Raw genomic sequence first — 14,957 nt, forward strand, 5'->3', positions numbered from 1 at the left:
CGCACCGCAGCGACGCGTCCGTTCCGACCACCCCGCGCCCTCGACGAGGTGCGCGTGTGGGCACCGAACACGCAGCGATTGCAGCTCGTCGTCGACTCCCCGGACCTGACCGGACGATCCACTGTGACGATGCTGCCCGACGACGAACCCGGTTGGTATCGGCCCGATCCCGACGCACTCGCCGCACTCGGCGTCGTCGACGGGCACGGATTGCGATACGGATTCACGATGGCGGGCGTCGACCATCCGATACCCGATCCACGGTCCACGCGACTGCCCGAGGGGGTCCATGGACTCTCGGCGCTGTTCACCGTCGACGACGCGCAGTGGCACGACGCGCAGTGGACCGGCCGTGATGTGCGAGGTGCGGTGATCTACGAGCTGCACATCGGAACCTTCACTCCCGACGGAACACTCGACGCCGCGATCGAACACCTCGACGACCTGGTGGATCTCGGCATCGACCTCGTCGAACCCCTTCCGGTCAACGCGTTCAACGGAACCCACAACTGGGGATACGACGGGGTCGGCTGGTATGCCGTGCAGGAGTCCTACGGCGGCCCTGCGGCACTCGCCCGGTTCGTCGACGCGTGCCACGTCCGCGGCCTGGGTGTGGCGCTCGATGCGGTCTACAACCATCTCGGGCCGTCGGGCAATCACCTGTCGGAGTTCGGTCCGTATCTCGGTTCCGGTTCGACCGGATGGGGGGCATCGCTCAATCTCGACGGACCCGATTCCGACGAAGTGCGGCGGTTCATCGTCGAGAACGCGCTACGGTGGTTCGACGAATTCCACGTCGACGCACTGCGTCTGGACGCGGTACACGCGCTCGTCGACCATCGGGCGGTGCATCTGCTCGAAGCGCTGGCCGAGGCGACCGATGCGCTGTCGGCGGAGCTGGGCCGACCGCTGTCGTTGATCGCCGAGAGCGATCTGAACGATCCGCGCCTGTTCACCCCGCGCAAGACCGGCGGCTACGGACTCACCGCGCAATGGGACGACGACATCCATCACGTGATCCACACCGCGGTGTCGGGGGAACGCCAGGGCTACTACGCCGACTTCGGGAGTCTGGAGTCGCTGTCGAAGGTGTTGCGCGGGGGATTCTTCCACGACGGCACCTACTCGTCGTTCCGTGGCCGCCACCACGGTCGTCCGATTCCGCCGACCCTGCCCACCACCTCCCTGGTCGCCTACACCTGCGATCACGATCAGATCGGCAACCGCGCGATCGGCGACCGGCCGACCGCCTATCTCGATGCCGGGCAGATCGCGATCAAGGCGGCCCTGGTACTGCTGTCCCCGTTCACCCCGATGCTGTTCATGGGTGAGGAGTGGGCGGCGCGAACTCCGTTCCAGTACTTCACGTCCCATCCCGAACCCGAGCTCGGGGAGGCCACCGCCCGCGGCCGCAAGGCCGAGTTCGCCGCCCACGGCTGGGACGCCGACGACATCCCCGATCCCCAGGATCCGCAGACCTTCCTGCGGTCGAAGCTGGACTGGTCGGAGCGCGAACTCCCCGAACACGCCGCGATGCTCGCGTTCTACCGCGACCTGATCGCACTCCGCAAGACCGAACCGGCCTTCGCCGGCACCGACTTCGGTGCCACCGGCACCCAGTTCGACGAGGACGCACGGTGGTTCGTGATGTTCCGTGACGACTGGGCGGTGGTGTGCAACCTCGGCGAGGGCTCCGTCGACGTACCGGTGCCGGTGTCGGCGGTGCGGCTCGGCTGGGGTCGGTACGATGTGGTCGCCGACGGACTCCGGCTGGGCGGCCATTCGGTGGTGATCGGTCCCCGGAAGCCTGGTGCGTGAGCGGCTGTGCGCTACCGGCGATCACCGACATCGTCGTCCCACCAGGTTTCGACACGGGTCCTCGCGACGCCCGGCCCGGATCAACCACCCAAACCGGTTGCCGACATCGACATCTCACCGACGACAGCCGCCACACCCGATGATTGAGCCCCGGTCGCGACCACCCCGGTCACCGACACCGTCATCCCACCAGATTTCGACACGGGTCCTCGCGACGCCCGGCCCCGGATCAACCACCCAAACCGGTTGCCGACATCGACATCTCACCGATGACAGCCGCCACACCCGATGGTTGAGCCGACGCGGAGCGCAGCGACAAGTCGAGTCGAAACCACCCGCCGGCCGAGCCCCGGTCGCGACCACCCGAAGTGGTTGCCGACGTTGCCAACTCACCAGGAACCCCGGCTCTACCACCCACAGGGGTTGTGGCCGCTGTCAGGTCAGGTAGCGATACTCCGGTGAATCCGACTTCAGCTGAACGCAATCGAGGCGCGAGTGGTCCATTCGATCGAGCAGACCGGGCAGACCGTCGCGGCTGCCGAGCTGGATGCCGACGAGGGCAGCGCCGGTCTCGCGATTGTTGCGTTTGACGTACTCGAACAGGGTGATGTCGTCGTCGGGTCCGAGGACCTCGTTGAGGAAACGTCGCAGGGCGCCGGGTTCCTGGGGGAAGTCGACCAGGAAGTAGTGCTTGAGCCCCTGATGCACCAGCGACCGCTCGATGATCTCGCCGTAGCGGGAGACGTCGTTGTTACCCCCGGACACCAGGCACACCACGGTCGCATCGTCGGGCAGCTTGAGCTGCGACAGGCCGGTCACGGCCAGTGCACCCGCGGGCTCGGCGATGATGCCCTCGTTCTGGTACAGCTCCAGCATCGTGGTGCAGATCGCACCCTCGTCGACGTGCGTGATGTGTGCGGCGCCGGACGGCAACGCCACCGGCTCATCCGGCAGGATGCGGGTGTCGCCCGTCGCCGACAACGTCTCCAGGATCGGATGGGCGGTGACCGACGAGCCCAACCCCGCCATCAGACCGTGCCCGAGGCCACCGATGCGCTTGACGGCCGCACCGTCGACGAAGGGATCGATGTCGTCGAGGGTGACCGGTCCGCCGGACACCAGAGCCGCGGCGAGCGAGATGGCGCCGGTCGGCTCCACCCCGACGATCGTGACCGACGGACTCAGGGCCCTCAGGTAGGTGGCCATCCCGGCCAGGCAACCGCCCCCGCCGACAGGGGCGATCACGACATCGGGCACCCGGCCCAGCTGATCGACGATCTCGCGGGCGATGGTGCCCTGCCCGGCCGCCGTGCGCGGATCGTCGAACGCGTGGATCCAGGTGGCACCGGTGCGCAGGACATCGGCCTGGGCGGCGGCCGCGGCGGCGTCATAGGTGTCGCCGACAGCAATCAGTTCGACGAAATCGCCTCCGTGCCAACGGATGCGGTCACGCTTCTGCTTCGGGGTGGTGGTCGGCACATAGATCCGGCCGCGGACCTCCATGACCCGGCAGGCAAACGCCACGCCCTGGGCGTGGTTACCGGCACTGGCGGCGACCACGCCGCGCGAGCGCTCCTCCTCCGACAGCTGCGCCATCACGTTGTACGCACCGCGGATCTTGTAGGACCGGACGGTCTGCAGATCCTCCCGCTTGAGGTACACCTGCGCACCCACATCCCGGCTTATCCGCGGGGCCGCCTCGAGCGGGGTGCGCGCCACCGCCGGGGCAATCCGCTCGGCGGCCGCATCGATGGCGGCGGCGTTCAGAGCGGAACCCGGGACGGAAGTAGTGGTGGCCTGCTGCGTATTCACGACATCCATCGTCTCACCGTCGCCGGGTACCGCCACTGTCGGGGCGAACCGGACGCATACTTCCCGCGGGCCGCCCACGGCGCCTACACTCCCCAGTGTTGGACATCACAGTCTTGCCCCACCCACGTGTCAGCCGTTCGGGGCCGTCCCCGGACGACGGTTCGGAGCCCCGCATGACATCACGACGCCGCACAGCAGCCCTACGGATCGCCGTGCTCACCGGCATCGGAACCCTCACCGCCGCCCTTCTCGGGGCATTCGGGGGCGCCCCGGCCACCGCCGCATCGTGCGGGGTCGCACCGCCGCCGCGCCTGGTCGGTGTGGTGCCCGGTGCCGCCCTGGAGGGACTCACCGTGGACGCGGCCGGGGCGCTGTACACCACCGACGTGGTCAGCGGCCGGGTGTTCCGTCTGTCGGCGCCCGGCGCTCCGGCCGTACCCATCGCCCGGGTTCCCTCCGGCGGTGCCGGCGCGCTGGCGTGGGCGCCGGACGGCACCTTGCTCGTCGGTTATGGCGCGGATGCGCGCGTCGTGGTCGGTGACGCGGTACGCGGGGGCGGGATCGCCCGACTGAATGTGCGCACCGGGGCCCTTCGCCCGTGGGTGGGCGGACTGTCGGCGGCCAATGGCATGGATGTGGCCGGAAACGGAGATGTGTACGCCACCAACGACTTCGGCACGCTGATCGGGCGGGTGTCACCGAACGGACAGGTGAATGCGGCGTGGGCGACACTGCCCAGCGCCAACGGTGCGGTGCTCGGTCGTGGTGACCGGTTCCTGTACGTGTCGCGGACGTTCGTCAATCCCGGGGTGAGCCGGATCTCGACCGCGAATCCCCGCGTCGTGCAGAGTCTGCTCACCCTCGGCGGCACCGATGTGACGGCGGCGCCCGACGGGCTGACCCTCGATTCACGGGACCGTCCGGTGGTGCCGTTCAACGCCGACGGCCGGATCGTGCGGATCACCAGCCCGGGACACTACTGCGTGCTCGCTCAGGGTCTACCGCTGTCGAGTGTGCTCAGCTACGGCCGCGGTGCCGGCGGGTTCTCGGCAGGACGCCTGTTCCGTGCGGGATTCGACGGTCGGATCTACGAGATCCCGGCCGGATGGGACCGTGACGCGGTGGCGGCCTTCCCGACGCGGTAGCGCTCACCCCACCAGACGAGCAGCAGGGTCAGCCCCGACAGCCAGGCGGTGGTCTCGATCGAGGTGAACACGACCAGCGACACCGCGGCCACGATGAGTGCGGCGATCACCGCGTGAAGCTTGTGGACCGGCCACGCAACACCGGCGATGTCCCGGGTCGGCAGCGTCGATCCACGGACAACAGTGGTCGGCTCGATCATCGCGGTCATCGCGCACCCCCAGGGACATCGGTGGTTTCGTCTGGCGTGCCGACGACTCTACCGCACCGCGAAGAGAAATGTTCGGCGCACCGAAACCTTATCCGAGGGAGAGGGTGAAACCGCAGTTCCGGCGGGCGGGGGTCAGGTCAGGTCAGGCAACTCGGCCCGAGCAGTGCCTTGAGGTCACCCATCAGCGCCGAACTCGGCGTGACCCTTAGCGACTCGGTCAACCGCAGCATCGTCGACCGCTGGTCGCTGACCAGGTTGACGTGCACGTCAGCCGTCCCCGGGTGGCGGGTCAGGACCTGCTTGAGGGCCTGCACCCGGTCGGGGGTGCACATCCGAGCCGGCAAGGTGAGCGACACCGGCTTGGACGCCCCGGCGGCCGCGAGATCGGGCACCGCGAGATCGTTGGCGCTGATCATCATCGAGTCGTCGCGCATGTTCACACGCGCCTTGACCAGCACGATGTTGTCGGGGGTGATGTCCATGCCGTAGGCGGTGAACGCCCGCGGGAAGAAGTACACCTCCACCCCACCGACCATGTCCTCGAGGGTCACCGCCGCCCACGGTTCGCCCTTCTTGTTCACCCGCCGGGTCACCGAGGAGATGATTCCGCCGATGGTGATCTGCGCGCCATCGGAGATGTTGCCCTCGAGTAGTTGCGTGATCGAGGTGTCGGTCAGCGCGGCGATCGCATGCTCGACACCGGCCAGCGGATGCCCGGACACGTACAGGCCGAGCATCTCGCGTTCCAGGGTCAGCTTGTGCTTGGTGTCCCATTCCTGGTCGGGCACCTTGACCGCGAACACCTCGGCCAGGCCGGGATCGGCGGCGTCGTCGCCTCCGCCGAACAGGTCGAACTGTCCGACGGCCTCGGCCTTCTTGGTACCGATGACCGATTCGATGGCCTCGGTGTGGATCAGGAACAGACCCTTGCGCGGGTGGTCGAGCGAGTCGAACGCCCCGGCCTTGATCAGCGACTCGGTCACCTTCTTGTTGCAGGCGGTGACGTCGATCTTGTTGAGGTAGTCGGAGAAACCGGTGAACTTCCCCTTCTCCGACCGCGCCTCGATGATCGAGCCGACCACACCGGATCCGACGTTGCGGATCGCGGCCAGACCGAAGCGGATGTCGGCACCGACGGCGGCGAAGTTGCGCTGCGACTCGTTGACGTCGGGCGGCAACACCGTGATGCCGAGCTTGCGACAGTCGGCGAGATAGATCGCCGCCTTGTCCTTGTCGTCGCCGACCGAGGTGAGCAGCCCGGCCATGTACTCGGCCGGAAAGTTGGCCTTGAGGTAGGCGGTCCAGAAAGAGACCAGACCGTAACCGGCGGCGTGCGACTTGTTGAACGCATAGCCGGCGAACGGGAGGACGGTGTCCCACAGCGCGGTGATCGCGGCCTGCGAGAAACCGTTGTCACGCATGCCCTCGGCGAAGCCGTCGTAGGCCTCGTCGAGGATCTCCTTCTTCTTCTTGCCCATCGCGCGGCGGAGCAGGTCTGCCTGCCCGAGCGAGTACCCGGCCACCTTCTGCGCGATCTGCATGATCTGCTCTTGGTAGACGATCAGGCCGTAGGTCTCGGCCAGGATCTCCTTGAGCGGCTCTTCGAGCTCCGGGTGGATCGGCCTGATGTCCTGCAGACCGTTCTTGCGCTTGGCGTAATCGGTGTGGGCATTGACACCCATCGGCCCCGGCCGGTACAGCGCGAGCACGGCGACGATGTCTTCGAACCCGGTGGGCTGCATCATCTTCAGCAGTTCACGCATCGCCGCGCCGTCGAGCTGGAACACACCGAGGGTGTCACCGCGGGCGAGCAGCTCGTAGGTCTTGGGGTCCTCGAGCGGCAGGGTGTCGAGGTCGAGATCGATGCCCCGGTTGGTCTTGATGTTCTCCAGGGCGTCACCGATGACGGTGAGGTTGCGCAGACCCAGGAAGTCCATCTTCAGCAGGCCGATGGCCTCACACGACGGGTAGTCCCAGCCGGTGATGATCGCACCGTCCTGGGCGCGCTTCCACACCGGGATGGCGTCGGTCAACGGCTCCGACGACATGATCACCGCACACGCGTGCACACCCGCGTTGCGGATCAGGCCCTCGAGCCCGAGCGCGGTGTCGTAGATCTTCTTGACGTCCGGATCGGTCTCGATCAGTGTGCGGACCTCGGCGGCCTCACCGAACCGCTCGTGCTCGGGATCGGTGATACCCCAGACCGGGATGTCCTTGGCCATGATGGGCGGCGGCAGCGCCTTGGTGATGCGGTCGGCGATGGCGAACCCGGGCTGGCCGAACTGGACCCGGGCCGAGTCCTTGATCGCGGCCTTGGTCTTGATGGTCCCGAAGGTGATGACCTGGGCGACCTTCTCGCTGCCCCACCGCTCGGTGGCATAGCGCACCATCTCACCGCGACGGCGATCGTCGAAGTCGATGTCGATATCGGGCATCGACACACGCTCGGGGTTCAGGAATCGCTCGAACAGCAGACCGTGCGGGATCGGGTCGATGTTGGTGATGCCCAACGCCCAGGCGACCAGCGAACCGGCGGCCGAACCACGGCCTGGGCCGACGCGGATGCCGACCTCGAGGGCGTGGCGGATGAGGTCGCCGACGACGAGGAAGTACGCCGGGAAACCCATCTGGATGATGACGTCGAGCTCGTAGTTGGCGCGCCGGAGGTAGTCCTCCGGGGCACCACCCGGGAATCGCCGGTTCAGTCCTGCCGCGACCTCCTTGCGCAACCAGGTCTGCTGGGTCTCGCCGTCGGGCACCGGGAAGATCGGCATGCGGTCGCGATGGGTGAAGACATCGGCGTAGGACTCGATCCGCTCACCGATCTCCAGCGTCGAATCGCAGGCGCCGGGGATCTCGTTGTCCCACAGCTCACGCATCTCGGCGGCGGACTTCAGGAAGTAGCCGTCGCCGTCGAACTTGAACCGGGTGGGATCGGACAGGGTCTTGCCGGTCTGCACACACAGCAGCGCCTCGTGCGCGGCCGCGTGCTCCCTGGTGACGTAATGGCAGTCGTTGGTGGCCAACGGCTTGATGCCCAGCTGACGACCGATGTCGAGGAGACCGTCACGCACCCGGCGTTCGATCTCCAGGCCGTGTTCCATCACCTCGAGGTAGAAGTTCTCCGGGCCGAAGATCTCCTGCCACTTGGCCGCGGCCTCGAGGGCCTCACGGTCGTGGCCGAGGCGTAGCCGGGTCTGGACCTCCCCCGACGGGCAGCCGGTGGTGGCGATGATGCCCTCGGCGTGGTGGGCGATCAGGTCGGCGTCCATCCGCGCCCACTTGCCCAGCTGCCCTTCGATCGAGGCGAGCGAGGACAGCTTGAACAGATTACGCAGGCCGGTCGCGTTGGCGGCGACCATCGTCATGTGCGTGTAGGCGCCCGAACCCGAGACGTCGTCGCCCTTCTGGTCACGGGTGCCCCACTGCACACGCTTGGTGTTGAACCGCGACTCCGGGGCGATGTAGGCCTCGATGCCGATGATCGGGGTGATGTCGTTCTTGACCGCGGTGTTGTAGAACTCACTCGCACCGAACATGTTGCCGTGGTCGGTCATGCCGATCGCGGTCATGCCCAGCCGTTTCGCCTCGGCGAACAGCGGCGACACCTTCGCGGCGCCGTCGAGCATCGAGTACTCGGTGTGATTGTGCAGGTGAACAAACGAATCGGCCACGGACGCCTCTCACCTCAAACAGTGTGGAACGGATGGAACAGATCGAACGCCGACCTCGGCCCGACCACGGATGTGGTCGGTCGGGGACGAACTGCATCAACTCTAGGCCGTCGGTCCGACAGGACCGTGCGGGCGCGCCCGGGTGTGCCCGGAGTGACGGATGGTATGCCGGACGCGCCGAGCATGCGGACCCGCGTCTATCCCTCCCGCAGCGCGTCGAGCGCGTGCTGCAGATCACGCGGGTAGCGGCTGACGAACTCCACCCGCCGGCCATCGGCGGGGTGCGCGAAGCCCAGCGAGTGCGCGTGCAGCCACTGCCGTTCCAGGCCCAACTTCTTCGCCAGGGTCGGGTCGGCGCCGTAGGTCATGTCACCGCAGCACGGGTGGTGCAACGCCGAGAAGTGCACGCGGATCTGGTGGGTCCGTCCGGTCTCGAGGTGGATGTCGAGCAGCGACGCCGCCGCGAACATCTCCAGCGTCTCGTAGTGGGTGACACTCGGCTTGCCGTTGGCGGTGACCGCGAACTTCCAGTCGTTGCCGCGGTGCCGGCCGATCGGCGCGTCGATCGTGCCCTCCGGCGGGTCGAGGTGTCCCTGCACCAGCGCGTGGTACCCCTTGTCCACCTCGCGGTACTTGAAGGCGTGTTTGAGGAGCGAATACGCCCGCTCGGACACCGCGAGCACCATCACACCCGAGGTGCCGACGTCGAGCCGCGACACGATGCCCTGCCGTTCGGCGGCACCCGACGTGGAGATCCGGTAGCCGGCCGCCTCGAGCGCCCCCACCACGGTGGGACCCGACCACCCCAGCGACGGGTGGGCGGCCACCCCGACCGGTTTGTCGACGACGATGATGTCGGAGTCGTGGTAGATCACCTCGAGGTCCTCGACCGGGGTCGGTTCCACCCGCAGCGGCTCGGCCGGCGCGGGCAGCAGCACGTCGAGCCAGCTCCCGGCGGCGAGCTTGTGCGACTTGTCCACCGACATGCCGTCGACGGTGATGTCGCCGTCGTCGGCCAGGCGCGCCGCCACCGTGCGGGACAGGCCGAGAATCCGGGCGACGCCGGCATCCAGCCGCATCCCGTCGACGCCGTCGGGCACCGGCAGTGACCGTGACTCACGCATCGCGGTCACTCTCCTTCGAGGTCGAATCCGGGGACGTGGGTGCGGTGACCGGTTCCTGTTCACGGCCGTGTCGCGCGGCCCACCCGGAACGGCTGCCGTCGTAGTCGAACCCGAGCAGCGACAACACCACCAGCAGGATCGCCCCGCACACCACTGCCGAGTCGGCCACGTTGAACACCGGCCACCAGCCGACCGAGATGAAGTCGACGACATGGCCGCGCAGCACGCCGGGGGCACGGAAGATGCGGTCGACCAGATTGCCGAGGGCACCGCCGAGGACGAGTCCCAGGCCCAGCATCCACCACGCCGAGCGGAGTCGGCCGCTGAAGCGGATGATCACCGCGATCACCGCCAGCGCGATCAGGGTGAGCACCCAGGTGTAGCCCTCCGCCATCGAGAAGGCCGCCCCCGAGTTGCGCACCATCCGCAAGGTGACCGCGTCGCCGATGATGTGGACCGGGTCGCCGGGGACGATGGTCTTGACCGCCCAGGTCTTGGTCAGTATGTCCAGCACCACGACGGTCCCGGCGATCGCCGCCAGCACCAGCAGGACCGGCCTCCGCTTCGGAACGCCCGCCGGCTGCGGTGTCTCACTCATCGCTGCATCATCCACGTGACCATCATCCCTGACGCGTGCAATACGCTTGACCGCTGTGTCCGTGACCGCCGCTCTGCCGGGTTCTGTCCCCCCTCCGACGCCTCACCGTCCGACGCGTCACCGCCGGCTCCACGTCGCGATCGGGGCGGGTCTGGCCGCCACCTCGCTCCTGCTCGCCGGCTGCGGATCCGGCGGCGAGACCACCTCGACGACGTCGTCGGTGGCCGCACCCACGACGGGATGTGCGGCGCAGCCGGCCGCCGCGAACGCGACCGCGATCGGTCTGCCCTCGGCCTCGGTGAGCCTGACCGGCGCCGGCACCGAACCGCGCCGGGTCGCCGCGGCCGTGCCGGACCGCACCAGCCCCCAGCAGGTGACGCTGACCACCTCGTCCACCGAGGAGTCGGTGTCGGCGGCCACCACGCGGACCGTCGAGATGCCCCTCACCGCCCGATTCGACTGCTCCTCGGACACCGAGCTCGACCTGACCCTGGGCACGCCGACATCGCCCGACCCGGCCCTGCGGCAGCAGCTGGCCGCGGCGGCGGGCAGCACCGGTGCGATCTCGTTGGGGCCCGGGCTGGCACCGCTGTCGTTGCGGCTCGCCCCCACCGACGCGTCGTCGTCGGAGGCGCGCAATGCGATCGAGCAGTCCCTCGTCCAGGCCCTGCACGATGCGATCACCGTGCCGGTCGACGCGATCGGGGTGGGCGCCACCTGGCGCACCGAACGGACCATCGCCTCCGCGGCCACGGTCGTACAGACCGTGGAGGCACGCCTGACCGCGTGGGACGGCAATCGGCTGACCATCGCGTTCACCGCCGAGGAGTCCCCGGTGAACTCGGTTTTCACCATCCCCGGCGGCGACGCCACGCTGACCATCGCCCGCTACTCCTACACCGGCTCCGGCGAGGTCACCCTCGACCTCACCCGCGGGCTGCCGGTCGGCGGACAGGCCACCTACACCGGGGCACGCGAGCTCGCCGGTGCCGGCGACCAGTCGCTGCTGCAGAAACTCGGCTTCACCCTCGCCTGGCGGTGAGCGCGGTCCGGCCGCGGCGGCCGGGCTCGTCCACCCGAGATGACGAACCCGGCCATGACGAACCCGGAGACGACGAACCCGGCCATGACGAACCCGGAGACGACGAACCGGTGGTCATCGGCCCCGATGAGGCCGACGACCACCGGTCGTGGTGCGGACGCCGAGCGTGACGCTCAGTTCGTCGCCGGGGTCGACTTCTTGGTGGTCGACTTGGTGGTGGTCGACGAGGTCGGGCACATTGCGCTCTCGATGCCGTTACCGGTGACCAGCGGGCACACCGTGCTGCTCGCGAGCTTCCAGCGGCCGCTGTCGTAGACGATCTGCGCGTCGAACGGGGTCGGCGGGTTGTCCGGCAGCTTGATCTGCACCTTGACGGTGGCCTTGTTGGGGCCGTCCGCGATGACCGGGCCGAGGATCTTGTAGGTGACTCCCGGGTTGTCCTCACGCGCCTTGACCAGCTTGTCGTAGATCGCGGGGTCCTTCTCGGAGCCCTGCACCAGCTGGGTCTTCTGCGCGTTCGGCACGTTCGGATCGAGCGCGGTGTCGAGCATGGTGTTCAGCTGTGCCACGGTCGGCAGGACCTTCGGGTCGGTGACGTCGGCAGCACCTGCCGCACCCGAGGTAGAGGCGACGCTGGAGGTCTGCGGAACGGTCGGGACGTCGTCGGAACTGTCACCACCACAGGCTGCGACACCCATCATCACCGCTGCGGCCAACGTCACCGCACCTACGATCTTCGGAAACTTCAACGATCTCCCTCACTGTCTTCACACACTGACTGACTACACACCCGGAGGTGCCGCGACCGGGCCGGTCGGAACTCCCCCCACTATGCCAAACGGCATCGGAGATGACCGCGGGACGCATCGACGTCGCGGGCACGCCCCGGCAACGGTTGACGAGAAGCCCGGGTTCCCGGAAACCTTGTCAGACATGTCACCCACCGCCCCGAAACGCATCGTCGTCATCACGACCGGCGGAACGATCGCCTCGCGTACCACCGCCGACGGCGCGGTGCCGGTGCTGTCGGCGTCGGAGCTGCTCTCCGACGGGACCGAGGTGCCCGAGTCGCCCGATGTGGAGGCGCTCGACCTGATGTCGGTGGACTCGTCGTCGTTGACCCCGTCGGATCAGTTCCGGATCGTGGCGGCGATCACCGACACCCTCGCCGATGCGACCGTCGACGGCGTGGTGGTCACCCATGGCACCGACACCATGGAGGAGACCGCCTTTCTGGCAGATCTGTTCGCCGCCGATCCACGGCCGGTGGTCTTCACCGGTGCGGCCCATCCCGCGGACTCACCGCACTCCGACGGACCGGCCAATCTCGCCGATGCGATCCGACTGGCCGACGACCCCGCATCACGCGGTCGCGGGGTGCGGATCATGATGGCCGGCACCGACACCGCCGCCCGGGGCGCGTTCAAGGCGCAGACCGCGGGCCCCGAGTCCTTCGACACCGTCCACGGCGACCTGCCGCGACCGTTGCTGACCGGGCCGGTCCCGGCAGGCCGGCCGGTCCGGGTGGACGCCTACACGCTCTATCCCGGGGTGTCGCCGGGATTGATCGCGGCCTCGGTGGCGCAGAACGCTGCCGGAATCGTCCTGGCAGGCACCGGATCGGGCAATGCCCATCCCGACATCACCGCCGAGGTGAGCCTGGCCCGGCAGCGCGGGGTGATCGTGGTACTCACCACCCGTGTCCCCTTCGGTCCGGTCGCCGCGACCTACGGCGGCGGAGGTGGTGCGGTCGACCTCGAGCGGGCGGGCGCGGTGGTGTCGCGCTGGTTGCGCGCACCGCAGGCCCGGATGGCGTTGCTGGCGTTGCTGTCCACCGGATGCGACGCAGCCGAGGTCGCGGACTTCTTCTCCGCATCGGATCCGCGCGAACGCTGACGCCCTAGATGTCCGACGCCGACGACCAGTCCAGCGAGTCGAGCGGGTCACCGGCCCGCAGATCCGGGTCGTCCTCGGCGAAGGTCCGTGCGAAACCGGGTCCGGTGGATCGGGTCTCGAAGCGGACGGTGACCCGACCGTGTCCACTGCCCTGAACCCAGCCGTGGCCGTGCTCGGGATGGCGGACGTCGGCGCCGGTGGCCCACCGGTTCTCCGGTGGTCCGCCGACCTGCTGGGCGCCGATCAGACGGCCGCCGGGACGCACGTCGTCGCGCGCAGTGACGTTCGGCGCAGTGACGTTCGGCGCAGTGGTGTCGGGGACGGTGACATCGGGAAGAGTGACATCGGGAAGAGTGACCGACGCGACATCCGCGCCCGACTCCTCGTCGAACAGGGCGTACTGCTCCACCGTACCGAGCCCCGAGTAGCCGACGCCGACGAGCCGCACCGGACCGATCTCGAGTGGGTCGAGGGCCATCCGAAGTGCCAGTGCCGCAAGCACATCGAGATCGGCGGTCGCCGTGGGCAGGGTGGAACTGCGGGTCAGCACGGACATGTCGGAACGCTTGAGCTTGAGCACCACTGTGCGAGCGGCGCGACCGTCGGCGACGAGCCTGCGGTGTGCGTCGGCGGCGGCCTTCTCGATGGCCGGACGGAGTCCAGCGAGGTCGACGATGTCACGCTGAAAGGTCGATTCGGCCGAGATCTGTTTGGCTGCAGCACGTTCGGTGACCGGCCGGTCGTCGATGCCCTGCGCCAGCCGGTGCAACGCCGGACCGACGGTGGCGCCCAACAACGACGCCACCTCGACATCGCTGAGGGCGGCGAACTCGCCGATCGTGGTCACCCCGATGCGCGAGAGACGATCACCCGACACGGGACCGATCCCCCATAGTTTGCGAACCGGGAGAGAGTGCAGGAAGGCGAGTTCCCGACTCGGTGGGATCACCATCACCCCATCGGGTTTGGCCATCCCGGAGGCGATCTTGGCGATCTGTTTGCCGGAACCGAATCCGACCGACGCGGCGAGTCCCACCTCGTCGCGGATGTGGCCGCGTAGTTCCTCGGCGAATACTTCGGCGTCGGCGCCGGTCGCCCCGACGAGTTCGGCCGGTTCGGCGAAGGCCTCGTCGAAGGAGAGCATCTCGATCACACCGACCACCGATCGCACCCGCGCGAAGATCCGCTCGCTCACCGCGCGGTACACCGCGCCACGTGGCGGGAGCACCACCGCTTGCGGCCCGACGAGGCGTCGGGCCTGATGCATCGGCATCGCCGACCTGGCGCCGAAGACCCGGGATTCGTAGCTGGCACCGGCCACCACACCGCGGCCCCCGAGCCCGCCGACGAGGACCGGCCGTCCGGCCAGGGTCGGACGGGTGAGCTGTTCCACCGATGCGAAGAAGGCATCCATGTCGAGGTGCATCACCCAGCGGGCACTCGACTCGGTCGGTGCGGAAACGACTTCGGGTGACACGTCGACATCCTAGGCGGGCGCACCGTCGGGACGACACCACGGGCACCGTCGGGACGACACCACGGGCACCGTCGGGACGACACCACGGGCACCGTCGGGACGACACCACGGGCACCGTCGGGACGACACCACGGGCACCGTCGGGACGACACCACGGGA

Annotated in this window: 11 protein-coding genes; 4 read left to right on the plus strand and 7 right to left on the minus strand. The window is 68.4% G+C overall.

All coding sequences use genetic code 11. From position 1 onward, the window contains the following. Positions 1–54 precede the first annotated feature (54 nt). Entirely contained in the window at positions 55–1,818 is a 1,764-nt protein-coding gene (treZ, locus tag ACWDUA_RS04795; RefSeq protein WP_449749858.1) for a malto-oligosyltrehalose trehalohydrolase, read from the plus strand. Between the two features lie 435 nt (positions 1,819–2,253). Here the strand turns inward: treZ and ilvA are convergent, their stop codons facing one another. Then, entirely contained in the window at positions 2,254–3,639 is a 1,386-nt protein-coding gene (gene ilvA / locus ACWDUA_RS04800; protein WP_449749859.1) for a threonine ammonia-lyase IlvA, read from the minus strand. A gap of 164 nt (positions 3,640–3,803) precedes the next feature. Here ilvA and ACWDUA_RS04805 point away from each other — a divergent pair, with 164 nt between their 5' ends. Next, the gene (locus tag ACWDUA_RS04805; RefSeq protein WP_449749860.1) at positions 3,804–4,775 is read left to right on the plus strand and encodes an SMP-30/gluconolactonase/LRE family protein; all 972 of its coding nucleotides are present in this window, start codon (positions 3,804–3,806) and stop codon (positions 4,773–4,775) included. Here ACWDUA_RS04805 and ACWDUA_RS04810 read toward each other — a convergent pair. From ACWDUA_RS04810 to lspA, 4 genes are all read right to left on the minus strand, one after another. Next, positions 4,718–4,984: a hypothetical protein gene (locus tag ACWDUA_RS04810; protein ID WP_449749861.1), complete on the minus strand. Its 267-nt coding sequence runs from the start codon at positions 4,982–4,984 to the stop codon at positions 4,718–4,720. The two genes, ACWDUA_RS04805 and ACWDUA_RS04810, sit on opposite strands and share 58 nt — an antisense overlap. Positions 4,985–5,121: 137 nt before the next feature. After that, on the minus strand, positions 5,122–8,661 hold the full coding sequence (gene dnaE / locus ACWDUA_RS04815; RefSeq protein WP_449749862.1) for a DNA polymerase III subunit alpha: 3,540 nt from the start codon (positions 8,659–8,661) through the stop codon (positions 5,122–5,124). A 197-nt stretch (positions 8,662–8,858) separates the two neighbouring features. Beyond that, positions 8,859–9,785, minus strand: a complete 927-nt coding sequence (locus ACWDUA_RS04820; protein WP_449749863.1) for an RluA family pseudouridine synthase — start codon at positions 9,783–9,785, stop codon at positions 8,859–8,861. Continuing rightward, on the minus strand, positions 9,778–10,383 hold the full coding sequence (gene lspA, locus ACWDUA_RS04825; RefSeq protein WP_449749864.1) for a signal peptidase II: 606 nt from the start codon (positions 10,381–10,383) through the stop codon (positions 9,778–9,780). Before lspA ends, ACWDUA_RS04820 begins: the two co-directional genes overlap by 8 nt. Before the next feature lie 61 nt (positions 10,384–10,444). Here lspA and ACWDUA_RS04830 point away from each other — a divergent pair, with 61 nt between their 5' ends. Beyond that, positions 10,445–11,425, plus strand: coding sequence for a hypothetical protein (locus ACWDUA_RS04830; RefSeq protein WP_449749865.1), 981 nt, complete (start codon positions 10,445–10,447; stop codon positions 11,423–11,425). Between the two features lie 173 nt (positions 11,426–11,598). Here the strand turns inward: ACWDUA_RS04830 and ACWDUA_RS04835 are convergent, their stop codons facing one another. Beyond that, positions 11,599–12,174: a hypothetical protein gene (locus ACWDUA_RS04835; protein WP_449749866.1), complete on the minus strand. Its 576-nt coding sequence runs from the start codon at positions 12,172–12,174 to the stop codon at positions 11,599–11,601. 184 nt (positions 12,175–12,358) lie between these two features. Between ACWDUA_RS04835 and ACWDUA_RS04840 the strand changes: the two genes are divergently transcribed. Beyond that, positions 12,359–13,321, plus strand: coding sequence for an asparaginase (locus ACWDUA_RS04840; protein WP_449749867.1), 963 nt, complete (start codon positions 12,359–12,361; stop codon positions 13,319–13,321). Positions 13,322–13,325: 4 nt separating this feature from the next. Here the strand turns inward: ACWDUA_RS04840 and ACWDUA_RS04845 are convergent, their stop codons facing one another. Beyond that, a complete protein-coding gene (locus ACWDUA_RS04845) occupies positions 13,326–14,747 on the minus strand; it encodes a DNA polymerase IV (RefSeq protein WP_449750041.1) in 1,422 nt (473 codons plus the stop codon). Between the last annotated feature and the right edge of the window lie 210 nt (positions 14,748–14,957).

The organism is Gordonia sp. NPDC003376, from assembly GCF_053589235.1.